This is a genomic window from Marichromatium sp. PS1, from assembly GCF_041155115.1.
Taxonomy (GTDB): domain Bacteria; phylum Pseudomonadota; class Gammaproteobacteria; order Chromatiales; family Chromatiaceae; genus Marichromatium; species Marichromatium gracile.
The window spans coordinates 1,548,518-1,571,737 of sequence record NZ_BAAFHB010000002.1 but is presented as its reverse complement, the minus strand read 5'-3'; the positions used below and the strand labels follow the sequence as shown (position 1 = coordinate 1,571,737).

19 protein-coding genes and 1 riboswitch are annotated in these 23,220 nt (G+C 70.3%); of the genes, 8 read left to right on the top strand and 11 right to left on the bottom strand.

The features are described 5' to 3' along the window. Positions 1–243: 243 nt before the first annotated feature. Positions 244–1,488, top strand: coding sequence for a hypothetical protein (locus ACAM26_RS08500; RefSeq protein ID WP_369613434.1), 1,245 nt, complete (start codon positions 244–246; stop codon positions 1,486–1,488). On the opposite strand, the gene ACAM26_RS08495 is transcribed toward ACAM26_RS08500, so the two are convergent. Further along, complete coding sequence (locus ACAM26_RS08495; protein ID WP_123141732.1) at positions 1,476–2,015, bottom strand: hypothetical protein; 540 nt, start codon at positions 2,013–2,015, stop codon at positions 1,476–1,478. The two genes, ACAM26_RS08500 and ACAM26_RS08495, sit on opposite strands and share 13 nt — an antisense overlap. A 184-nt stretch (positions 2,016–2,199) precedes the next feature. On the opposite strand from ACAM26_RS08495, the gene ACAM26_RS08490 reads away from it, so the two are divergent. Next, positions 2,200–2,601, top strand: a complete 402-nt coding sequence (locus tag ACAM26_RS08490) for a hypothetical protein (RefSeq protein ID WP_369613433.1) — start codon at positions 2,200–2,202, stop codon at positions 2,599–2,601. 15 nt (positions 2,602–2,616) lie between these two features. Here ACAM26_RS08490 and ACAM26_RS08485 read toward each other — a convergent pair whose 3' ends face one another. The 5 genes from ACAM26_RS08485 to ACAM26_RS08465 form a co-directional block, all read right to left on the bottom strand. Beyond that, a complete protein-coding gene (locus tag ACAM26_RS08485; RefSeq protein WP_062276559.1) occupies positions 2,617–3,366 on the bottom strand; it encodes an adenosylcobinamide-GDP ribazoletransferase in 750 nt (249 codons plus the stop codon). Continuing rightward, entirely contained in the window at positions 3,366–3,956 is a 591-nt protein-coding gene (locus ACAM26_RS08480) for a histidine phosphatase family protein (RefSeq protein ID WP_123141730.1), read from the bottom strand. The genes ACAM26_RS08485 and ACAM26_RS08480 overlap by 1 nt, the downstream gene beginning before the upstream one ends. Continuing rightward, positions 3,950–5,008 (bottom strand): nicotinate-nucleotide--dimethylbenzimidazole phosphoribosyltransferase, encoded by a 1,059-nt coding sequence (gene cobT / locus ACAM26_RS08475; RefSeq protein ID WP_123141729.1) that lies wholly within the window; start codon positions 5,006–5,008, stop codon positions 3,950–3,952. Before cobT ends, ACAM26_RS08480 begins: the two co-directional genes overlap by 7 nt. 151 nt (positions 5,009–5,159) lie before the next feature. Continuing rightward, a complete protein-coding gene (gene btuB, locus ACAM26_RS08470; RefSeq protein ID WP_369613432.1) occupies positions 5,160–7,031 on the bottom strand; it encodes a TonB-dependent vitamin B12 receptor in 1,872 nt (623 codons plus the stop codon). Between the two features lie 177 nt (positions 7,032–7,208). After that, a riboswitch (cobalamin riboswitch) is annotated at positions 7,209–7,435 on the bottom strand. A gap of 127 nt (positions 7,436–7,562) precedes the next feature. After that, complete coding sequence (locus ACAM26_RS08465) at positions 7,563–8,987, bottom strand: KamA family radical SAM protein (protein ID WP_123141727.1); 1,425 nt, start codon at positions 8,985–8,987, stop codon at positions 7,563–7,565. A gap of 294 nt (positions 8,988–9,281) precedes the next feature. Between ACAM26_RS08465 and ACAM26_RS08460 the strand changes: the two genes are divergently transcribed. Then, positions 9,282–11,015, top strand: coding sequence for an OPT/YSL family transporter (locus ACAM26_RS08460; protein ID WP_369613431.1), 1,734 nt, complete (start codon positions 9,282–9,284; stop codon positions 11,013–11,015). A 3-nt stretch (positions 11,016–11,018) separates the two neighbouring features. Here ACAM26_RS08460 and ACAM26_RS08455 read toward each other — a convergent pair whose 3' ends face one another. Both ACAM26_RS08455 and ACAM26_RS08450 read right to left on the bottom strand, forming a co-directional pair. After that, on the bottom strand, positions 11,019–12,932 hold the full coding sequence (locus ACAM26_RS08455) for a methyl-accepting chemotaxis protein (protein ID WP_369613430.1): 1,914 nt from the start codon (positions 12,930–12,932) through the stop codon (positions 11,019–11,021). Between the two features lie 102 nt (positions 12,933–13,034). Next, positions 13,035–14,015: a calcium/sodium antiporter gene (locus tag ACAM26_RS08450; RefSeq protein WP_123141724.1), complete on the bottom strand. Its 981-nt coding sequence runs from the start codon at positions 14,013–14,015 to the stop codon at positions 13,035–13,037. A gap of 154 nt (positions 14,016–14,169) precedes the next feature. Here ACAM26_RS08450 and ACAM26_RS08445 point away from each other — a divergent pair, with 154 nt between their 5' ends. Both ACAM26_RS08445 and ACAM26_RS08440 read left to right on the top strand, forming a co-directional pair. Further along, the gene (locus ACAM26_RS08445; RefSeq protein WP_369613429.1) at positions 14,170–14,679 is read left to right on the top strand and encodes a disulfide bond formation protein B; all 510 of its coding nucleotides are present in this window, start codon (positions 14,170–14,172) and stop codon (positions 14,677–14,679) included. Positions 14,680–14,763: 84 nt separating this feature from the next. Then, entirely contained in the window at positions 14,764–15,420 is a 657-nt protein-coding gene (locus ACAM26_RS08440; protein ID WP_123143062.1) for a thiol:disulfide interchange protein DsbA/DsbL, read from the top strand. 34 nt (positions 15,421–15,454) lie between these two features. On the opposite strand, the gene ACAM26_RS08435 is transcribed toward ACAM26_RS08440, so the two are convergent. Both ACAM26_RS08435 and ACAM26_RS08430 read right to left on the bottom strand, forming a co-directional pair. Beyond that, positions 15,455–17,863: an ATP-binding protein gene (locus ACAM26_RS08435; protein ID WP_369613428.1), complete on the bottom strand. Its 2,409-nt coding sequence runs from the start codon at positions 17,861–17,863 to the stop codon at positions 15,455–15,457. Further along, entirely contained in the window at positions 17,863–19,956 is a 2,094-nt protein-coding gene (locus ACAM26_RS08430) for a putative bifunctional diguanylate cyclase/phosphodiesterase (protein ID WP_369613427.1), read from the bottom strand. The genes ACAM26_RS08435 and ACAM26_RS08430 overlap by 1 nt, the downstream gene beginning before the upstream one ends. A gap of 115 nt (positions 19,957–20,071) precedes the next feature. Here ACAM26_RS08430 and ACAM26_RS08425 point away from each other — a divergent pair, with 115 nt between their 5' ends. From ACAM26_RS08425 to ACAM26_RS08415, 3 genes are read left to right on the top strand one after another with little or no spacing between them, the layout of a single operon-like run. After that, positions 20,072–20,410 carry an Hpt domain-containing protein gene (locus tag ACAM26_RS08425; RefSeq protein ID WP_123139900.1) on the top strand — a complete coding sequence of 113 codons (339 nt, stop codon included), beginning with the start codon at positions 20,072–20,074 and terminating at the stop codon, positions 20,408–20,410. Beyond that, on the top strand, positions 20,410–21,642 hold the full coding sequence (locus ACAM26_RS08420; RefSeq protein ID WP_369613426.1) for an EAL and HDOD domain-containing protein: 1,233 nt from the start codon (positions 20,410–20,412) through the stop codon (positions 21,640–21,642). The genes ACAM26_RS08425 and ACAM26_RS08420 overlap by 1 nt, the downstream gene beginning before the upstream one ends. Next, positions 21,639–22,586, top strand: a complete 948-nt coding sequence (locus ACAM26_RS08415; protein ID WP_369613425.1) for a DUF3298 domain-containing protein — start codon at positions 21,639–21,641, stop codon at positions 22,584–22,586. Before ACAM26_RS08420 ends, ACAM26_RS08415 begins: the two co-directional genes overlap by 4 nt. A 105-nt stretch (positions 22,587–22,691) precedes the next feature. Here ACAM26_RS08415 and ACAM26_RS08410 read toward each other — a convergent pair whose 3' ends face one another. Continuing rightward, positions 22,692–23,045 carry an HMA2 domain-containing protein gene (locus ACAM26_RS08410; protein WP_123139769.1) on the bottom strand — a complete coding sequence of 118 codons (354 nt, stop codon included), beginning with the start codon at positions 23,043–23,045 and terminating at the stop codon, positions 22,692–22,694. Positions 23,046–23,220 lie beyond the last annotated feature (175 nt).

Below are 23,220 nucleotides of genomic sequence, written 5' to 3'. Positions count from 1 at the left end.
CCACAAAGGCGCCAAGGCCGCAAAGAGGTGTGAGGGCTGTCAGCCTCCAGTCATCAGCCGCCAGTGGGCGCTTGCTTTCAACCGTCGTCATCATCGGCCGGCCGCCTCTTCACTGGAGGCTGACGGCTGGTGGCTTTTTCCCTTCGCGCCTTTGTGGTTCAACCTTCCCCATCCTCATCTCGGCAAGCGCGCGCGGCGCTGCTAGAGTGGGGCGAGTTCCGCAACCGCCCGACTCCGACCGCCATGCGCCCGATCTTGCTGACCCCACTGCTGTTCGCATTCGCCCTGCCCGCGCCGAGCCTGGCGCAGGAGGCGGAGACCGATGCCTGGGAGCGCGCCCAGAGCACCGCCGCCGCGTGGTGGCAGCGCTCGCGCGAACTCGCCGACCAGGCGGCGGCCGACGCCCGACGACTGCTCGGCGATGATGACGACGATCTCGGTCGTGCCTGGGAGCGGGCGCGCCCCGAGCTGGAGGAGGCGCTGACCCTCACCGAGCGCCAGGCGACGCTGCCCGAGCGCGCCTGGTTCGGTCCCGACCGCGACTCCAACCAGACCGAGATCGACGCCCTGCTCGATCGTGCCGTCGCGCTGCTCTCGGTCTCGCCGGCGCTCGCCCAGCGCGCGCGCATCCGCGAACTCAACGCCCGCATCGTCGAGCTGCGCGCCCAGATCGCCGAGTCCAGACAGCAGCAGCTCACCGCCCCCGAGCAGTCGACCCTGCTCAAGACCCGCGCCGACCACGCCGCGGCGATCGCCCGCGACCAGCGCGAGATCACCGCGATCGAGGCCGAGATCGCCGCGATCGAGCGTGGCTTCGCCGCCGAGCTGCGTGCCATGGGGCTGGACATCGACGACGAACAGGTGCGCTTCCTGCTCTCGACCGTGGTCGGCGACAACGTCGTCGAGCTCGGCATCCTCTTCGACAACGTCCGCACCCTCACCGAACAGCTCGAACAGCTGGTCGCCGAGAGCGGCGAGGATCTGGAGAGCGCGCGTCGCTACTACGGACTCTACGTGGTGCTGCTGCAGACCCTGGAGCACCTCCACCGCCGCATCGAGCGCCAGATCGAGGACGACTACCTGCCGCGCATCGACGCCATCGCCGAGCGCGCCCGCACGCTCGCCGCCGAGACCCGCACGCTCAAGGCGCAGAACCCCGAGCGCACCGCGCTGCTCGAGGCCAACCTCGAGGCACAGCGCGTCACCGGCGAGGCGGCGGCGGTCTATCGGAGCTATCTCGAGGACCAGGCGCGTCAGATCCGCGCCGCGCGCGCGCAGCTCGCCGGCGACATCGCCACCGCCTGGAACACCTATCAGACAGTCAGCCTCTCGGGCGAGTTGGTGGGGCTGGTGCGCGCCAGCCAGCGCCTGCTCGAGGCGCTGATGGAGCGCCAGCTCCCGGCGCTGCGCCCGTTCGAGAACCTGGAGATGCAGCGCGAGATGCTGCGCCTGACCGAGCGTCTGCGCGGCCCCGATCAGGGCAGGTAGGGATAGGGCTCGGCGCTGCCCAGCGGGGCGTGGCCGAACACCAGCTGGCCGGCGGCGCCGTCGCTGAAGGCGAGCCGGCCGATACCGTTGCGACCGCTGAGATCGCGCACCAGATCCGCCCAGCCGCTGCGCCCGTCCTCGCAGTACAGCTCGTAGATCGCGGCGGGATCACCGGAGAAGGCGCTGTAACCACCGCGACAACGGGTCTTCGGGCTGGTCAGATTCAGCTCGCCAGTGAACAGGGTCGAACGGTAGTCACCGCTGAACACCTCGCCATCGACCACCGCCACCACCGGCCCCGAGGTCGAGCGACCCGGCGAGGGCACCTCGGGACGGGGACGTTCGAGATTGTCGATCACCTGACTGACGCAGGTGGCGTAGACCTCGATCTCGAGGTGCTCGCACAGCCGCCTGCCGTACTCCTCCGGCGGCACCTCGACGGCGATGCCACCGAGACGCTGCGGCGGGATCAGCGCACACCCTGCAAGCAGACCGAGCAACACGACGGGCACGACGATTCTGGACATGACGTTCTCCCTCGGCGACGGCGGCGCGGCCCGCGCCCGCCTCGACCCTCGACCGGCCGCGGTCAGGCGCGGCTCCCGAGCGCCCATTGTATGTCATGCGGATGCGCCGGGGCGCGATTGCCGCTACAGTGACCGCAACCGCGCCAGGGTCGAGGCGCGACCGTCACATCCCCGGAGCCTCCCGATGAGACTGCGCCAATCGTCACCGCATCCCTTTCGTCGAGCGCGACGTGGTGTCGTGCTGGCCCTGGCGCTGAGCCTGCTCGGCGCCTGCAGCGACCCGCTGCTGAAGGACCAGCCCCTGCCTCGTCAGCTCGCCATCGCCGCCTGCATCGGCCAGTGCGACAGCGCGCGCGAGCACTGTCGCGCGAGCGCGCGCGCCGACTACCGCGACTGCGAGGCCGACCATACCGAGGCCTTCCGCGACTATCGCTGGTGTCTCAGCGAGGTCGGCACATTCAACGATGAACTCGACTGCGGCTATCCCTGGTGGTCGTGCGCCGAGAACCTTTACGGTTACTGCACCAATCGCCATCGCGCGTGCCGCGAGGCCTGCGCCGCAGACCCGCACCAGCTGGTGCGCTGAGAGCCGCGGCGCCGCTCAGCCGCCGAGCAGCAGCGCCGCGAGCACCACCAGGGCGATCTCGGTCAGCTCGACTAGGGCGCCGGCGGTGTCGCCGGTGAAGCCGCCGAGCCGGGCGCGCATGGCGCGACGCGCCAGCCACAACACCGCCAGGGCACACCCGGCCAGCACCAGCCCCAGCCCACCGAGTACCAGCACACAGCCGAGGAAGGCCGCGCCGCTCGCCGTCCACGCCCAGGTGCGCCCGAGATGGGCGACCTGATCGCTGACGATGCCCTGCGCGCGCGCATAGGCGGTGGTGAGCATCAGCGGCGGCAGCACCGCGCGCGCGAGCAGCGGCACCCAGAGCAGCAGCCAGGCCGCCTCGACATCGAGGAGCAGCTGCAGCGCGCTCCACTTGAGCAGCAGCGCCAGCCCCAGCACCGCCACCGCCATCGGCCCGCTGCGCGGGTCCTTCATGATCTCCAGGGTGCGGGCGCGGTCGCCGAGTCCGCCGATCCAGGCGTCGGCGCTATCGGCCAGGCCGTCGCAGTGCAGCCCGCCGGTCGACCAGGTCCAGAAGGCGAGCAGCAGTGCCGCGCCGAGCAGCGGGTCGGTGTGCTGCGCGGCGAGCGCGGCGAGCGCGAGCAGCGCGCCGAGCACCAGCCCGACAACCGGGTACCAGGCCACCGAGCGGCCCTGGTCGACGGGGTCGACCACGCCGGGGTCGGGAAAGGGCAGCCGGGTCAACAGCCGCCCGGCGGCATAGAAGGGAACGAGATGGGACATCAGGGACCTCGATGGGTCACCAGGCTGGGGCGGCCCGGTGAGGGTGGGACACGGACGCGACTGCGCCCGGCATGGGCGACCTCGAGCAGGATCATCGCTCGCGGCGGCATCTCCAGCACCTCGGCGAGGATCGCGCGAATCACCCCGCCGTGGGTCACCACCAGCGCGTCCGGCCCGCCGCCCTCGAGCAGCGCGCGCCAGGCCGCGCGGGTCCGGGCGAGGAAGTCAGACATCGGCTCGCCCCCCGGCGGGGTGAAGCCGAGCGGGTCATCCCACAGCCGCCAGAGTTCATCCTCGGGGAGCTCGCTGGCCGAGCACCCCTCCCAATCGCCGAAGTGACGCTCTGCCAGCGCGGGTTCGAGCACCAGCTCGAGCCCGCGCTGTGCGGCCAGCTCGCGGGCGAAGGCCGCGCAGCGCTGCAATGGCGAGCTGACCACCAGCCGCGGCTCGTCGAGCCCGGCGGTGGCCGCGCGCAGCTGCGACCAGCCGCGCGCGCTCAGCGGATCATCGCAACTGCCGCGCAGGCGGCTCCCGCCCTCGACCTCGCCGTGACGCAGCAGGTCGATCAGCCGGCCGCGCAGGCTCAGCACGCGTTGCTCACTCCGGCCTCGTCAAAAGTCGCCATGTCGCGATGCACCGCACAGGCCAGACGCAGCAGCGGCACCGCGGCGCAGGCGCCGGTCGCCTCGCCGAGACGGAAGCCGAGATCGAGCAGCGGGTTAGCCTCCAGCGCCTCCATCATCAGCCGATGACCGGGCTCGGCCGAGCGATGCGAGAACAGCATCCAGTCGCGCGCCGCAGGCTGCAGACGCACCGCGGCGAGCGCCGCCGAGGAGACGATGAAGCCGTCGATCAGCATCACCACGCCACGCTGGGCGGCACGCAGATAGGCGCCGGCGAGCGCGGCGATCTCGAAACCGCCGAGCCGGCGCAGCATCTCCAGCGGGTCGCGCGGTTCGCTGGCGTGCAGCTCCAGCGCACGCGCCACCACCTCGGCCTTGCGGTTGACCCCGGCGCTGTCCAGCCCGGTCCCCGGTCCCACCACCTCGGAGGCGGCGCGATCGAGCAGCGCGCAGCCCAGCGCGGCGGCGGCGGTGGTGTTGGCGATACCGAGCTCGCCACCGATGATCAGCCGCACGCCCTCGGCGACGGCGCGATCGACCGCGTCGCGCCCGATGTCGAGCGCCCGCGCAAGCTGCTCGGGGGTCATCGCCGGCTCGCGGGCGATGTTGCCGCTCCCCGGCCCGAGGGGTTCGGAGCGCACGCCCTCGACGACCTCCGAGCCGGTGGCCAGGCCCAGCTCGATGATATCGAGCCTAGCGCCGACCGCCTTGGCCATCACCGCGACCCCCGCCCCGCCATTGGCGATGTTGCGGACCATCTGCTTGGTGACATCCTGGGGATAGCGCGACACACCCTCGGCGGCAACCCCGTGGTCGGCGGCGAACAACAGCACCCGCACCGGATCGACCTCCGGGGTGGCGGTGCGTTGCAGGCCGGCCAGACGCACCGCCAGCTCCTCGAGCCGACCGAGCGAGCCCGGTGGCTTGGTGAGCTGGTCCTGACGCGCGAGCGCATGCTGCACGGCGGTCTGATCGATCGGGGGACAGGGCTCGGCGAGCCAGTCGAGGGTCGGGGTCATGGGCGCACCTCATGGATGGGAGCGATGAGCGTCGCGCACTACCGGCGCGACGGGTCGAATGCCGCACGGGGCGGCGGGAAGGGATCGAGGACACGACGGCCTTGCTCGCCGGGCGGCCCCGCCCCGACGCGGGGCGGAGCGACGTCCGGGGTCAGGGCTGGTAGCGCAGGGTCAGGTAGAACGCGCGACCGGGCTGATTGTACAGATAGGCCGTTTCATAGGTCTCGTCGAGGGCGTTGGCGAGCCGTCCCTGGAGGCGCAGCGCCGGGTTGAAGGCGTATTCGAGACGCAGATCGAGCAGCGCATAGGCGTCGAGATCGACCTGGTTGGCGAGGTCGTCGTAGCGCTCGCCGACCAGTTGCAGGGTCGCACCGGCGCGCCAGCGTCCGAGCGTGCGATCGAGATCGAGCTGCAGGCTCTGCTCGGCGCGACGCGGCAGCAGATTGCCGTCGTTGGCGCCCTCGGAGCGGTTCTCGGGATCGAGCAGGGTGAGGTTGCCGGCCAGCGTCCAGTCGTCCCAGCGGAGATCGGCCGCGGCCTCGAGGCCGCGGATCCGCGCCGAGTCGACGTTGGCCGGGGCGAAGATGGCCGAGTCATAGGCGATCAGGTCGTCGATCTCGGTCTGGTAGAGGCTCAGCTGCCAGTCGCCGCGCATCCGCCCGGGCAGCGGCAGCGGGCCGTTGGCCATCAGCTCGATGCTCTCGGACTCCTCGGGATCGAGCGCGGTGTTGCCGAAGCCCGGGTAGTAGAGCTCGTTGAAGGTCGGCGCCTTGAAGCCGGTGCCGTAGGAGAGCGCGACCTGGATGTCGTTGGCGAACAGATAACCGAGCGCGGCGCTGCCGGTGGTGTGGCTGCCGAACTGCTGGTTGTCGTCCTGACGCAGGCTGAGCTTGAGATCGAAGGCGCCGAAGCTGCCCTGGTACTGACCGAACACGCCGAGGTTGTCGCGCGCGTCCTCGGCATAGTCGACGGTCCCGCTGACCCGATCGTCGACATAGTCGATCCCGAGGCTCACCAGCTGCCCGGCGGCGATGGTGACATCACTCTGCAGCGAGAGGCTGTCGCGCTCGGTCTGGAAGCGGTCGACGAACTGATCGAAGACCGCCGCGGCGGCATCGTCGTAGAACACCCGGTAATCGTCCCAGCTGCGCCCGGCGGTGAGCGTCAGGGTCCAGGCATCGAGCGGGCGCAGGGTGGCGTTGGCGCCGAAGACCTGCTGCGAGGAGCGGGCCTTGTTGCCGGAGAAGGCCGAGCCGTCGAAGTCGTTGGCACTCTCGGCGCTGAGCAGGTGGAATTCGACCTCGGCGCGCTCGTTGAAGGCATAACCGGCGCGGGCGCTGACGCCGTGACTGCTGTAGCCGTCGCGATCGGGCTGATCGACGCCGCAACCGGCATAGGGGAAGGGGCGACCGGCGCAGGCGTTGATGCCGTCGGTCTGCTCGAAGTTGGCGCCGAGGTTGAACCAGGCGTGCTCGCCGCCGCCGGAGAGCCCGCCGGAGACGCTGGCGGTGCCCAGCTCGCCGACACCGACGCTGAAGCGCGGGGTGAGCGCGCCGCCGCCGCGACGGGTGAAGACCTGGATGACACCGCCGATGGCCTCGGAGCCGTAGAGGCTCGAACGCGGCCCGCGCACCACCTCGATGCGCTCGATCTGATCGACCGGCAGGTCCTGCAGCGAGGTCGTGCCCAGGGTGGCCGAGCCGACACGCACCCCGTCGATCAGCACCAGCACGTGATCGGAATTGGTGCCGCGCAGCATCACCGAGGCCGACTGGCCGGGACCGCCGTTCTGGGCGATGCTCACGCCGGGCAGGGTGCGCAGCAGATCGGGCACCGAGCGGGCCTGACGCCGCTCGATCTCGGCGCGATCGATCACGCTCACCGTGGCCAGGGTCTCGCCCGCCGGCTCGGCGGTACGCGTGGCAGTGACCACCGTCGGCTCCAACACCTGGGAATCGGTCTGGGCCAGGACCTGGACGCTCAAGGGCGCGGCCAGCGCCGCCAGCATCAAGGGACTCTTCATCACATGCTCCTCACAGGACCCCGCACACCCGCAGGGGTCGACAACAGAGAGGGGCTGGATGCTCGGCGGGCAGGCGTCACCGGCCACGCGCTGGATGCGCGAGGAGCCGCGATCGCCACCCGGTCTACCCACGCAGCCCCGGCTTGACGGACCCGCCCGGCCTCGCTTTGCGGGCACTGCGGATCCTGATTCCGAGGCCGGTCTCCGGGCTCACGAGCGGGCCGGCATGGCCCCGGACGCGACGCCTTCCCGTGATCGACACAGTGGCATCAGGTCGCGCCCTGATTCGTCTACCGTTGCGGGGGCAGCGCCGGACTGACCGATCGCGGACGATCGGCGCACCGGTCTTCCCGTTTCAGCCCCGGGAACTGGGTCCAGGGGCCACCGCGGAATCGAGGGCGCCGATTAAGTCCGATCGGAAGGAGCAAGTCAACGCCCGCCCCCGCCACGGGACAGACTGACTGACCGGGGTCAAGCCGAGAACGATACCGCCGACGCCGCTCGCAGAGAGCGGGCGCCGCGGGGGGAGGGTCAGAGTCCGGAGACCTCGGGCAGCGCAGACTCGGGCGCGCGGACCGACTCGATCCGCGCCGCCTGGGCGCTCGGCCAGCGGGTGAGATACTCGTCGGTGAAGAAGAAGCGATCCTCGCCGAAGGCCGGCACCAGATCGTCGAGCCAGGTCGCCTTGGGGTCGAAGCGGGCGAAGAAGGGGCGGTTGACCCAGTCGGGGTTGCGTCCCTGGAGGAAGCGCAGCACGAACACCCGCTCGCCGGCGACCTCGGTCACGCCCTGGATCTCGATCTTGCCCGGCCCCGCACTCATGCTCGGACCGCGCGCGGTGCGAGCCAGCCCCGAGACCCCCTGGATCGCCTCGCGATAGATCTCCCAGGCACGCACCAGCGGCACCTCGAAGTAGTGCTGGGCGCCGGTATCGCGCTGCACGAACATGTAGTAGGGGATGATGCCGAGGCGCACCTGGGTGCGCCACATCCGCGTCCACACCTCAGGGTCGTCGTTGATGTGGGCGAGCAACGGCCCCTGGCTGCGGATCTCGGCGCCGGTGGCGCGCAGCCGCGCGATCGCCTCGCGGGCGGTCGCGGTCTCGAGCTCGCGCCAGTGGTTGGTGTGGGCCATCAGCGCGACGTGCTTGCCGTTGGCCACCAGCCGCTCGAGCAACGCCATCAGCTGGTCGCTGTCGGCGTCGCCGACGAAACGCTGGGGCCAGAAGGTCAACGCCTTGGTGCCGATGCGGATACTCTGGACGTGATCGAACTCGGGACGCAGCAGCGGCTCGAGATAGGCCTCGAGATGGCGCGCCTTCATCACCATCGGATCACCGCCGGTGATCAACAGATCGGTGACCTGCGGGTGCTGGCGCAGATAGGCGTGCAGCCCGGAGGCCTCGTTCGAGGCGATGCGCAGCGACTTGTCGCCGACGAACTGCGCCCAGCGGAAGCAGAAGCTGCAATAGGCGTGACAGGTCTGCCCCTGACTGGGGAAGAACAGCACGGTCTCGCGATACTTGTGCTGCAGCCCTTCGAGCGGGCGCTCGCCGTCGAGCTTGGGCAGGTTGCTCTCGAGCTGCCCGGCGGGATGGGGGTTGAGCTCGGCGCGGATCTCGCGCACCGCGGCCTCGAGCGCGGCGGGCGCGGCCTCGGCGCGCAGCAGATCGGCAATGCGGCTGAAATGACGCTCGCTGAGCATCCCCTGCTGCGGGAATACCAGCTGGAAGATCGGATCATCGGGGACATTGTCCCAGTCAATCAGTTCATCGATCACATAGTCGTTGACGCGAAACGGCAGCACGGTCGAGACCACCTTCATCGCGAAACGGCGATCCTCGGAGAGTCCACGCAGCGCATCGATGCGGTCGAGATCACGCTGGGTGTGGACACGGAACGGGCGGGCGGACTCGACCGCCACCGCCCGCTTGGGCTGGGCATTGTTGTAGGACATGACAAAGCTCCTCTGTGGATAGTCAGAAGAGGACGCTGAACCGAATGGGCACGGCTATCCAAAGGGGTTGGCGAAAGAAGTGACGGTATTCGTCGTACGCGCTTCGCCGGCGCCGGGCGCGTGAGCGCGCCACCAGAGGATCCGAGCAGCCGCCCGGACTGGCAAAACCATTGCAAAGGATTTCACCATCCTAACACAGGAACCCTGCCCGATCCGGCGCGAGGGACACGGATCGCATGACAGGGGCACAGTCACCCGCACCCGGACGATGGGTGCGCAATCATCGGGAGCGACATGGACAGGCATCGACAGCTGAGCGCCCGGGCGCTCCTCGGCGGCGCGCTACTCGGCGCCCTGCTCACCCCGTGCAACGTCTACGCCGGACTGAAGATCGGCTGGTCGTTCAACATCTCGATCGTGGCGCTGCTGATCGCCAGCGGACTCTGGGCACTGCTTGCGCGACTGCGCCTGAGCGCGCCGCTGGCCATCGGCGAGGGCAACATCACCCAGACCACCGCGTCCTCCGCGGCCAACATCATCTCCGGCGGGCTGGTCGCGCCGATCCCGGCCCTGGCGATGCTCTCCGGCGGCAACCTGCCCGCCGTCGAGCTGATCGCCTGGGTGTTCGCGGTGAGCTTCCTCGGCATCTGGGTCGCCTGGTATCTGCGCGCCGGGCTGATCGTGCGTACCCCGCTACCCTTCCCCACCGGTCGCGCCACCGCCGAGGCATTGCAGGAGATGTTCCGCCAGGGTCGCGAGGCACGGCTGAGACTGCGCGTCCTGCTCGGCGCCGGCGCCCTGGCCGCCGCGCTCAAGTGGCTCGACAGCGGTCGCTGGGCGCTGCCGCGTCCGGGACTCGGCGTCGAGCTGCCCGCCGCCGGCGCACTCGCCGGCGCCCCGGCGATCAGCGCCAAGAACCTCACCCTCAGCCTCGACCCCTCGCTGATGCTCGCCGGCTTCGGCGCCATCATCGGGGTCCGCGCCGGGCTCTCGCTGTTGCTCGGCGCGCTCATCGCCTGGGCGCTGCTCGGCCCGCTGGGGTTGTACCAGGGGTTCATCCTGCCGGGCACGACCGACCCGGCTGCGAGCTGGTTCGGGACCATGATCGAATGGCTGCTGTGGCCCGGGGTGGCGCTATTGGTGGCCGCGACCCTGACCCGGCTGGTGCTGCAACTGCGCGCCGCCCATGCCGCGGGCACCGGCACCGGGCGAAACGACGACGGGGCCACACTGCACCGCGCACTCGGACTGGCGCTCGCCAGCGCCCTGGTGGTGCTCGCCCAGACGCTGATCTTCGGCATCCACTGGCTGCTCGCGCTGCTGGCGGTGCCGATCGCCTTCGTGCTGGCGATGGTGGCGGCGCGCGTGGTCGGCGAGACCGGCATCCCGCCGATCGGCGCCATCGGCAAGGTCTCGCAGCTCGGCAGCGGCATCACCGCGCCGGGCGACCAGACGGCCAACCTGGTCGGCGCCAACGTCGCCGGCGGCGCGGCCGGTCAGAGCGCCGATCTGCTCAACGACTTCAAGGCCGGACACGCGATCGGCGCCACCCCGGGCTACCAGGTGATCGCACAGTGTCTGGGGGTGGCCGTGGGCAGTGTGGTCGGCAGCCTGGTCTATCTGCGCCTGATCCCGGACCCGGCGACCATGCTGATCACCGAGCAGTGGCCGGCCCCGGCGGTAGCAACCTGGAAGGTGGTGGCCGAGACCCTCGACCAGGGACTCGCCGCGCTGCCGCCGAGCGCGCTCGCCGCACTCCTCCTCGCCGCCGGCTGCGGGGTCGTGCTGACCCTGCTCGAACACCGCCACGGACCGCGCCGGGTACCGAGCGCGCCAGCGCTGGGGCTGGCGATGGTGATCCCGGCATCGCTCTCGCTCACCCTCTGTCTCGGCAGTCTGGTCGGGCACGCCCTCGCCCGCTACCGCCCACGACTGGCCGAGCGCTTCCTGCTCGCCGCGGCCGCCGGGCTGATCGCCGGCGAGAGCCTCAGCGGCGTCACCCGCGCCCTGCTCGGCGTCCTCGGCTGAGGCTCAGACCTTGAACCGCCGGGTGCGCTCCTGCTGCTCGGCGGCGAGCGCGGCGAGCGCCTCGGCGGCCTCGGCGATGCGTCGCGAGACGGCGGCGATCTCCTCCTCCTCGTGGCTGATGCCGGAGAGGTTGCGGTCGATCTCCTCGGCCACCGCGCGCTGCTGCTCGGCGGCGCTGGCGATCTGGCCGTTCATGTCGTTGACGGTGGCCACCTCGGCGGTGATCGCCTCGAGCGATGCACCGGCGCGTCCGGCCTGGGCAACGCTCTCGCCGGCCTTGGTGCGACCGTCGGCCATCACCGTGACCGCCTCACGGGCGCCGCCCTGCAGTGTCTCGATCATGCCCTGGATCTCGTGGGTGGCCGACTGGGTGCGCCCGGCAAGGCTGCGCACCTCGTCGGCGACCACCGCGAAGCCGCGCCCCTGCTCGCCCGCGCGCGCCGCCTCGATCGCGGCATTGAGCGCGAGCAGGTTGGTCTGCTCGGCGATGCCGCCGATCACATCGAGGATCCGACCGATCGACTCGGCATCGTCCGAGAGCCGCGCGATCACCGTCGCGGCGTTCTCCACCGCCGCGGCCAGGGACTCGATGGCGTCGATCGTCTCGCGCACCACCGCCGCGCCACCGCCGGCCTCGCGCTCCATGTCACGGGTCGCCTCGGCCGCGCGCGTGGCGTTGCGCGCGACCTCGGCGACGGTGGCGGTCATCTCGGTCATGGCGGTGGCGACCTGATCGGTGCCCGACTGCTGACGCTCGAGCTGAGCGCGGATCTGCTCGCTGGTCGCCGACAGCCCACCGGCCGCCTCGCTCAACCGATCGCCACCCCCGACCAGCTCCCTGACCAGGTTGTGGATACGGTCGACGAAGGCGTTGAAGGCCACCGCCAGCTCGGTCAGCTCGTTGCGACCGCGTGCCTCGAGGTGCTGGGTGAGATCGCCGTCGCCGTGAGCGATGTCGTTCATGCGCGTGGCAGCGGCGCGAATCGGCCGGGCGATGGCGCGACTCAGCAGCCAGGTCAGCACGGCGCCGACACAGAGCGCCAGCAGACTGAAGAGCAAGGCGTCGCGGATGGCGCGATTGAAGGCGCCGACGTCGTCGCTGCGATCGAGCAGCAGCTCGACCACCCCCACGGGCTCGCCGGCATAGTCGGTGATCGCTTGCGCCAGCAGCGCCATCGGCGTGTCGCGATAGAGGATCTGGCGCTGGATGCGCTCACCCGCGATGACCTGGCGCATCTCCTCGGCGGTCAGCCGGGTGCCGTCCTCGATGGTGCCGGCGAAGGGTTCGAAGTCCTGGCCGCGCCGCAGCGTGAGCTGGGCACGGGCACCGAAGCGCTCGGTGAAGTCGACGAAGAAGGGCTCGCCGAAGGAGAGCCCGAACTCGACCGAACCGCGATGGCGCCCGTCGGGCGCGAACATCGGCACGATGCCACGGATCCCCAGCCCGGCGCGCCCCTCCTCCAGGCCGCTGACCGGCGCGCGGGTGCGGTTGGCGGCGAGCACGGTGTGGCGAAACCCCGACAGGTCGTCGCCGAACTTCTCCGGCATGTGCAGCCGCAGGAAGGAGGTGGCCGGCGGGGTATGGAACTGGAACTGCACCAGACCGTATTGCCGGTGCATCCGCTCGAACAGCGGCAGGGTGAGTTCGCGCAGCCGCGCGCGATCGCCGGCGGCGAAGGCGGCGCGGACATCCGGGACGTTGGAGAGCGCCGCGGCGAGCGAGACGGCGCGTGTCGCCTCCTCATCGAGCGCCGAGCGCAGGGTGAGGAAGAGGTCCTGGAGCCGGCGCTGCTCGGCGCGCTCGGAGAGCGCGCCGAGGTTGTGGAAGACGCTGGGCAGGATCAGCGCCACCGTGACCAGGATCGCCGCCATGCCGCCAACGGCCAGCTGCACACTGATGCGGACTCTGCTCAGCACCTCGCCCTCCTCGCGGTTTCGTCGGTACCACAGGATTATGCTGGCGCAACATACACGAAAAGCGCACACCAGCGATCAAAACGACGCTAACCAAGGGGTATTTCAGGCTGACCCGGCACCGCTCACCGTGACGAACAGATAGCCTATATAAGCGAGATAGCTGCCGATCAGCACCACCCCCTCGACCCGGTTGATCCGTCCCTGACGGCGCCAGCCATAGCCGAACACGAACAGCGACAGGGTCAGCAGCACCATCACCGGGATATCGCGCGAGAGCACCTCGGGGGCGATTGCGATCGGCTGGATGGCCCCGGCAATACCGACCACGGCAAGGGTGTTGAACAGGTTCGAGCCGATCACGTTGCCCAGCGCGAGATCGTGTTCACCCTTGCGCACCGCGGCGATCGAGGAGGCCAGCTCGGGCAGCGAGGTGCCGATGGCGACGATGGTCAGCCCGATCACCAGGTCGCTGACGCCGAAGCCGTAGGCGATCTCGACCGCCCCCCACACCAGCAGCCGCGAGCTGGCCAGCAGGACCACCAGCCCCAGCGCGAGCAGCCACAGGGCACGACCGAGCGGCAGCGGATGACGCTCGAGCTCCTGCTCCATCTCGCCGCCGAGCGCATCGCCACGCCCGCGCATCCCCTGGACGATGGTCCAGCCCATCACCAGCGCGAAGACCGCGAGCAACCCCCAGGCATCGAGCCGCGACAGCTCACCGTCCCACAGCTGATAGACCGCCAGCGCGGTGATCAGCGCGAGCAGCGGCAGCTCGCGCCGCAGCAACCGCGAGTGCACCGCGATCGGACTGAGCAGCGCGGTGATACCGAGGATCAGCGCGATATTGGTGATGTTCGAGCCATAGGCGTTGCCGAGCGCGAGCCCGGGATTGCCCTGGGCGGCGGCAAAGCCCGAGACCACCATCTCCGGGGCCGAGGTGCCGAATCCGACCACCACCATGCCGATCAACAAGGCCGGCATTCCCAGATGGCCCGCGGTCGCCGCGGCCCCCTCGACGAACCGATCCGCGCTCCAGACCAGGAGTGCCAGACCGGCAATGACAGCGACAAAAGCCAAACTCATCAGTCTCTCTCAGACCTCGCAATCGTCTTCCGGTGATGCGCGAACGCGCCTGCACCGGGTTTTCGGTATGATTTCGGCGCCCGGTCACGACAACTGATCCGCCCGCGCGACCGGCCAAGCGCATCATTTTCTCACACGCCGAGGAGTCATCGCGATGTTTCGCCCCACGCCCCGCTCGATCTGGTACATCCTGGCGATCGGGGGGCTCGGCGTGGCCGCATTCAGCGTGGCGCTCACCGAGTGGCTGCTGCTCGACCCCTGCCATCTGTGCATCTTCCAGCGCCTGCTGTTCGCCCTCGCCGGGCTGTTCGCCCTCGCCGCGGCACTGGGCGCACGGGTGCTCGGTTATCTGACGGTGGCGAGCGCGCTCGGCGGGCTCTGGAGTTCGCTCTACCAGAGCTGGCTGCAACTGCAGCCGCCCGGCGCGGTCAATTGCATCGGCGGCGAACTCAGCCCCGTCGAGCGACTGGTCGAGTGGCTGGGTCAGCAGGCCCCCGAGCTGTTCCTCGCCACCGGTTTCTGTGAGGACCCGGGGCTGCAGATCCTCGGGCTGTCGCTGGCCAACTGGGGGGCGATCGCCTTCGCCCTCGGAGCCATCGCCGCCGTCTGGGCGCTCGTTGCGAGCGCCCAGCGCCCCTCGGCCCGTGCCGACCGGGGCGACTGATCGCGCCGGGAGCTTCCCGGACATCCCGACACCCAGAAGGCGGACGCATCGGACGTCCGTCCACCACCCTGGAGATCCTGATCGATGCCGCTGAGCCGCAGACACTTCAACCTCACCCTGATGGGCACACTGGGCGCCCTCGCCGCACCGCTGCCGGCCCGCTCGGCACCCTTGGTCGAGGGGCGGGACTGGCGTCCCATCGACCCACCGCAGCCGGGCGATGCCCCGGGCAAGATCGAGGTGCTCGAGTTCTTCTCCTACGGCTGCCCGCACTGCAGCGACTTCAACCCGATCGTCAAGGAGTGGGCCGCAGATCAGCCCGAGGACGTCGTCTTCCGCCGTGTCCCGGTCACCTTCGGGCGTACCGCCTGGGCCAACCTCGCCCGCCTCTATTACGCCCTGGAGGCATCTGAGGCCCTCGCACAGCACGATCAGGCGGTGTTCGATGCCCTGCACCGTGAGCGGCGCCGACTCTACAGCCCGGATGCCATCCTCGACTGGGTCGAGGCCCGCGGGCTCGATCGCGACGCCTTCGCCGCGCTCTTCGACTCCTTCGACATCCAGGCCAAGATCGCGCGCAGCGACCGCCTGGTGCAGCGCTATCGCATCCACGCCGTGCCGCGGGTGACGGTCGCCGGGCGCTATGCCGTGCTCGGCAAGGAGGCGAGCAGCTATCGCGAGCTGCTCGGCATCGCCGAGACCCTGATCGCGCAGACGCGCGAGCAGGGTCTGGCCGGCTGACCCGGACGGCGCGGAATGCGCCGGGCGGCGCGCCCTAGTCGCCGCCCGGCGCACCCGCGAGCAGCTGCTCGCGCAGGGTCGCGAGCAGCTGGCGCGGTCGCAGCGGCTTGGGCACATGGTCATCCATCCCCGCCGCCAGACAGGCCTCACGATCGCTCGCCATGGCATTGGCGGTCATCGCCACGATCGCGACCCGCTGCCCGGCACCGGACTCGCGCGCGCGGATCGCGCGCGTCGCCGCGAGCCCGTCGAGCACCGGCATCTGCATGTCCATCAACACCAGCTCGAAACGTCCGGGCGCAAAGCGCTCGAGCGCCTCGGCGCCGTGCTCGGCCAGCGTGACCACACACCCCCAGCGCTCCAGCAATGCCCGCGCCAGACGTTGATTGATCACATTGTCCTCGACCAGCAGCACCCGCACCTCGGCGAGCAGCGCCGTACCGCCGGGCGCGCCCGAGGGCGCCGGGCGCGGCCCATCCAACGCCCGCAGCAAGCCGGCGACCTCGCCCGGACTCACCGGTTTGGTCAGCACCGCAAAGCCCGCGGCGGCACAGCGTCGCGCCTCCTCGCCCTGCAGCCCATAGGAGAGCAGCGCCAACCGCTCACGTTCGACCAGCCCGGCCTCGACCAGCCGCTCGGCCAGGGCCACGCCACCGTCGCGCGCGGCGATCAGCGCCAGGGTCAACGGCCGCGCATCGCGGGCGCGCATCTCGGCCTCGACCGCAGCGGCACTCACCACACGCAACCCCAGCCGCTCGAGCCAGTCGACCAGGGTGAGGCGCGCACGCGGGTGCGGCTCGACCACCAGTGCCCATCCTCGAGACCGAGACGCCTCGGTCTCGGCTCCGGCGACGAGGGTCTCGTCGAGCGACAACGGCAACTCGACGGTGAAACGGCTCCCCCGACCCGGCTCGCTGTCGACCGTGATCCGCCCCCCCATCAGTTCCACCAGACGCGAGATGATGCTCAACCCCAGCCCGGTGCCGCCAAAGCGGCGGGTGATCGAGACATCGGCCTGACCGAAGACCTCGAAGATCCCCTCGAGCTGGTCGGGGTGGATGCCGACCCCGGTATCGGCCACCGCGAGCGCGACCCACTCGCCCTGGCCGGAGGAGAGGCGCTCCAGGGTGACCCGGATCTCGCCGGCGGCGGTGAACTTGATCGCGTTGTCGCAGAGATTGACCAGCACCTGGCGCAGCCGCGCCGGATCGCCGAGGCGCCGCCGGGGCAGCGTCGGGGCAAGCTCCAGGACCAGCTCGACCCCCTTGGCGGCGGCCCGTGTGCCGAGCGGCTTGAGGGCCCCGGCAAGGAGTTCGGCAAGATCGAAGGGGATGTGCTCGAGCTCGACCCGGCCGGCCTCGATCTTGGCGAAGTCGAGCAGGTCGTTGAGCAGCGCCAGCAGGGTCCCGGCCGAGGCGCGCACGATGGTGAGATAGTCGCGCTGGGTCGGATCCAGGTCGGTCTCGAGGGCCAGCTCGGTCATCCCGATGATGCCGTTCATCGGGGTGCGGATCTCATGGCTCATGTTGGCGATGAAGCGACTCTTCGCCGCGTTGGCCGACTCGGCCATGTCGCGTGCCTCGCGCAGCTCGGCCTCGACCCGCTTCCACGCGGTGATGTCCATGGCGACCCCGGTCATGCGCGGCGCCCGACCGTCGCCCTGATCGCAGGGGGTGGCCTGAACGCGATGATGACGCAGCTCGCCGCCGGGCAGCAGCACCCTGAACTCGGCCTCGAGGTCGCGCGCCTCGTCGAACGAGGCGCGCAACGCCGTCTCCATCCGCGCGCGGTCATCCGGGTGGAGACGGCGCAGCCAGGTCTCTACCCGGCCATCGAACTCGACCGCGTCGAGACCATGCAGGGCCAGCATGCGCGCATCCCAATCGAGTCGGTCCCCTTGCGGGTGCCACTCCCACACCCCGAGCCCGGCGGTGGCCGCCGCCAGCTCCAGGCGCGCGCGCTGATGACGCAGCTCGGTCTCGAACAGACAACCGCGTGCGGCATTGGCGAGACGACGCACCAGCGGCACGAAGGCCCGCTGGAAACGGGTCGAGAGCATGCCGACATCGGCCCCGCGCAGCAACAGCAGCACCCCGAACCCCTCGAGACGGAAGGCGTGGAGTGCACAGCGCGAATCGACCGCCACCAGCGGCAGGCCACCGGGCTGCTGGCGCAATGCCTGATACAGCCCCGGTGGCGTCCAGCGCTCCCAGAAAGCGGCATAGCAGGGGTTGCGCGCGAGGTTGCGCGGCAGCATGCAGCTCAGCGGCGGCGCCGTCGACGAGACCTCTTCGAGCTGGAGCACCGCCGCGCCGCTGCCCTCGAGCAGGCGCACCATGCTGACCAGGAAGCGGCGCACCATGGGCTCGAGATCGACGCTTTCACCGATGGCCACCGCGAGCGCGTAGAGCACCTCGGTCTCGTCGTTCGGGGAGGTCGCCATCACAGCGCTCCGCCGGGCGGCACGAAGGCGCGCAGCAGCGCTTCGAGCGAAGGTGGCGCCATCGGTCGTCCGATCAGATAGCCCTGCACCTGATCGACCCCGAGCGCCTCGACGAAGTCGCACTGACGCTGGGTCTCGATCCCCTCGGCGATCACCGTCAGCCCCAGGCTCTGCCCCATCACCGTGACCGCGCGCACGATCGCCCGCGCCCGCCGTCCCCGGGTGACGGTGGCGACGAAGGCGCGATCGATCTTGAGCACATCGAGCGGGAAGTGCTGCAGATACTCGAGCGACGAGTAACCGATGCCGAAGTCGTCGATCGCGACCTTGAGCCCGAGCGCGCGACAGCGACCGAGCAGCTCGACGGCGGCCTCCGGCTCCTGCATCGCCAGGCGCTCGGTGATCTCGAGTTCGATACGACCGGGGTCGACCCCGGTGTCGCCGAGCACCCGCTCGATCAGCGTGAACAGCCCGGGGTCGAGGAACTGACGCGCCGAGAGGTTGACCGCGACCCCCAGGCCCGTCCCCTCCCAGGCGACACACTGACGACAGGCCTGCTCCAGCACCCAGGCGCCGACCGGCCGGATCAACCCGAGCGACTCGAGCAGCGGCACGAAGCGCGCCGGCGAGAGATCGCCCCAGCGTGGATGGCGCCAGCGCAGCAACGCCTCGACCGCGACGATCTGCCCCGACTCGAGATCGAGCTGCGGTTGGTAGTGAAGATGGAACTCCTCGCGCTCGAGCGCGCCGTGCAACGCCTGCTCCAGCTCCAGCGCCTCGGCCAATCCCTGACGCAACCGCGGCGCCGAGGGCGCCTCCTCGCTCAGCGTGCCACGCAGCCGCGCCAGACGCTGCGCCTGCTCGGCGAGCGCGAGCAGCTGCTTGGCGTCGTCGCCGTGACCTGGATGACAGCAGAATCCACCGCTCAGGGTGAGCACCAGCTCGCGCCCATCGATCGGATAGGGCCGCCCCAGCGCATGCAACAGACGGGCGAAGCGCGCCTGCAACCTCGGCAGATCGGCCCCGCAGAGCAGCACCCCGAACTCGTCGCCACCAAGCCTGGCCGCAAGCTCCGACGGCCCGCCGGACTGTTCGAGCCGCTGCGCCAGGCTACCCAGCAGCAGATCGCCCGCAGGCTCGCCCAGGGCATCGTTGTGACGACGGAACTCGACCACATCGATCCAGCCGACCAGCAACACCGAACCCGTCACCACCGCCCGGCGCAGCGCCTGCTCGATCTGGCGCAGGAACAGCCGTCGATTAGCCAGCCCGGTCAACTCGTCGTGCAGCGACAGATAGTCGACCAGATCCTCGGTGCGGCGCATCTCGGTCACGTCCTGGAGCACGCCCAACACCCGCTCGGCGTCGTGCTCGGAGTGCTCGCCGACCACCCGCAGCAGCCGCTCGCCATTGTCGCCGCACAGCCGGAACTCGATCTCGAAGGAGCCCTTGCCGACGCGCGCCACCTGCATCATCCGCTCGAGCCGGGGGCGATCGGCGGGGTGGACCAGCGCCAGCACCGAGGACACCCGCTCGAGCGCCCCGGCATCGACCCCGAGCAACACGGCCGCGTCATCGGACCAGGACAGCGCATCATCCTCCAGCGACCATTGCCAGAAGGTCAGCCGCGCGATGCCGCGCGCCACCCGCTCGTGCTGACGATTGCGCCGCACCTGCAGGTTGAGTGCGCCGGCGTGCAGCGCATAACGGACCCGCTGGCTCAGCAGCGACCAGTTGATCGGCTTGACCATGAAATCGGTGGCGCCGGCCTCCAGCGCCGCCTCGATGGTCTCGACCTCGTCGGCCCCGGTGACCATGATCACCGGCGTGGCGATCTCGACCTCGAGCGCGCGGATCCGCCGGCAGACCTCGAGCCCGTCCATCCCCGGCATGCAGACATCGAGCAGCACCAGATCGGGCTGAATGCGGGCAAAGCACTCGAGCGCCTGGGCGCCATCGGCGGCGGCCTCGACGGCGAACCCCTGGCGGCGCAACGCGCCACAGATCAGCCCCCGGGTCGGGGCATCGTCATCGACGACCAACACCCGCCCGAGCGCACCCGTCCCCTGCGTATCCGCCCCCTGCGTCCCCATCTAGTCCTCCATCTCCCGATGGCCCGCGATCTAAGGTTGAGGCAGGAGCAACCGATACAAACCGTCGCGGCTCGAACGGCACCCAGTCAGCAGCCACAAGCCCGAGGTGATCATCATGCACCATGTCGACCCCGAGACGATCGCCGAGCTGCGCGACCTGCTCGACGAGGAGCTCGACGCCATCATGCTCGCCTTCGCCCAACAGCTCCCCGTCCAGCTCGAGCGCCTGGAGCAGGCCTCACCGAGCGAGTGCGGGGCGCTGGCCCATGCCCTCAAGGGCAGCGCCGGCAACATCGGCGCGACCATGCTGGCCAGCGCGGCCGGCGCGCTCGAACAGGCCGCGCGCGCCGGCGAGCCCGAGACGATCGCCGCGGCCCGCGCGCAATTACGCCCACTGGCCAACGCCACCCTGGACGAGCTGCGTGCGCTCGGCGCGCTGCGCGAGGCGCCCTGATGCCCACATCGCTCCAGAGCGCGGGCGCCATGCGCCCGGTCTTCGTCGGTCGCCAGCCGATCTTCGACGCCAGCGCGGGGATCGTCGGCTTCGAGCTGCTGTTTCGCGCCGGACACACCGACAGGGCCGCGATCGACGACAGCGACCGCGCCACCACCGAGCTGCTGCGTACCGTCTTCGTCGACATCGGCGTCGAGAACCTGGTCGGTGACCGGCTCGCCTTCATCAACCTCTCGCCGCGCTTCATCGGGCGCGAGGTGATCGCCGCCCTGCCCGCCGAGCGCACCGTACTCGAGTTGTCGGTCAGCGCCGGGATCGGTCCCCAGACCCTGGCCGCCATCCGTCTGCTCAGGGACCAGGGCTTCAGGGTCGCGCTGCAGTGCACGGGCGCGGGCGCGCTGCCGGCGCACGCGCTCGAGGCCGTCGATCTGGTCAAGCTCGACGCCCGCGCCACCGCGGCACCGGAGCTCGAGGCGCAGTGCGCCCGGCTCGCCGCCCACGGGCTCACCCTGATCGCCGAGAAGATCGAGGACGAGACCACGCTCGCCCGCTGCCGGGCGCTGGGCTTCGATTATTACCAGGGTTTCTATCTCTCCTACCCCAACGTGATCGAGGGGCAGCGCATGGCCGGCGCGGCGCTCGCGCTGCTGCGCCTGATCGAGACCCTGCAGCGCCCCGATACCACGGTGGCCGAGATCAACCGCAGCATCACCAGCGACGCGGCGCTCAGCCTGGAGATCCTCAGGCTCGCCAACAGCCCCCGTTTCCGTCGCCGCGAGCCGATCGAGTCGGTCGAGCACGCGATCGTCGTGCTCGGGCGCGACACCATTCGTCACTGGGCGCTGCTGCTCACGCTGCGCCGCACCCAGGGCTCGCCGGTGGCGATCGAGCAGATCCTGATACGCGCACGCATGGGCGAGTTGCTCGCACCCGTGCTCGCACCCGGTGATGCACCCCAGCGCTACTTCACCCTGGGGCTGCTCTCGGCGGTCGAGCGCTTCCTCGGCGTCGCGCTCGAGGAGATGGTGGAGCAGGTGCGACTGGGACCGGAGCTGCGCGCGGCCCTGTTCAATCATGAGGGGATCATGGGGCTGGCGCTGGAGATCATCGAGGGATTCGAGCAACCCGACACCCCCTTGCCCGACGACCTCACGGTCACCGCCGAGGCGCTCTCGACCCGCTATATTCAGGCCATCGACTGGGCGCGCGAGACGCTCGACACACTGAAATGAAGGACGATCGAATGGATGTGACGCGTCATTGCACCGCCGCGCTGCTCGGTGTCGCGCTCCTGCCGACACTCGCTGCCGGCGCCGGGTTCGACTGCGAGCGCGCCTCGACCCCGATCGAGCACAGCATCTGCGCCGACGCCGAGCTCGACGCGCTCGACGCCCGGCTCGCCGAGCTCTATCGCGCCGCGCGCGAGCGGCTCGCGCCCGCCGAGCGCGAGGCATTGCGCCAGACCCAGCGCAGCTGGCTCGCCGCGCGCAACCGCTGCGGCCCGGATCGAGACTGTCTGCGAGCGCAGTATCTGCAGCGCATCGAAGCGCTCGCACCACCACGGGTACGGATCACCCGCACCGGCCCGCACTACCAACTCGAGGCCAGTTATCCGGTGTTCGCCGGGGCGCCGGAGACGATCAACCGCGCGGTGCGTGCATTCGTCCAGGAGCAGGTCGATGCCTTCCTCGCCAGCACCGAGGAACTCCTGGCCGATCCCGAGCCGCCGCTCGGACCGGCATGGTCGTTCGCGCTCGAGGGCGAGGCCGGCCACCGCACCGACACCCTGCAGGTCGTCGCGTTCGAGGGCTATGCCTATTACGGCGGGGCGCACGGCATGCCGCTGTTCGCGCCGCTGCTGCTGGATCTGTCCGAGGCCCGCGCGCTCGACCCGGCGGAACTCTTCCGCGCCGACAGCGACTGGCTCGCGCGGCTCGCCCGACTCAGCCGCGCGGCACTCGCCGGACGCGACCTGCTCGGTGCCGATGCCGACTGGGTCAACCAGGGCACCGCGCCGGTGGCGGAGAACTATCAACTGTTGCTGCCCGGCCCCGATGGGCTCACGGTGATCTTCCCGCCCTACGCGGTCGCCGCCTATGCCGCCGGCGCACAACGGGTGCTGATCCCCTATGCCGAGATCGACGACCTGCTCGCACGCCCCCTGCAGGCGCCTTGAGTCAGGCGCGCCGGAACCGGACGCGATGGCGCGGGTCGAAGGCGATCGCCCGCATCCCGTCCCGCCGCTATTGCGAGACCGGCGGGGACGGGATGGGGGCGGCGATCAGAGCAGCACGCTCACCAGCTTGTAGGCCGAGCGCTCCACCGCCTTGTTGACGAAGGCGCCGACGAGCGCCTTGCCGAACAGGGTGCCGGCCCTGGTCGCCAGCTCACCGGAGCGTGAGTCGATCTCGACACAGCCATGACGCTCGAGGGCCTCGAGCAGCTGGGCACGACCGATGCGTGCCGGATCATAGAGCAGGGTCAGGCTCGATGCGCGCGGATTGAAGCGCACCTCGGTCACCCCCTCGAGCGCCTGCAGCTCACGCTGCGCCTCGCCGTCGAGCAGCGAGCGACAGCGCAGTGCCGCCGAGCGGATACGCAGTCGCCCTGGAACATGATGGATGTAGTGACTCATGGAACCCTCGGTACTCTCGTCGCTGGAAGGTCATCGATGTGCCTGGCCTGTCGCCGGCGCCCACCGGCCCGGGAACAACCGAATCCGTGCCGTCTCGCGTCGTCGCTGCGCTCCTGCAACGGCCTGTCGGAGTGTCGTCGTCCCGACGCCATCGCAAACGCGAACGGTTATCGAT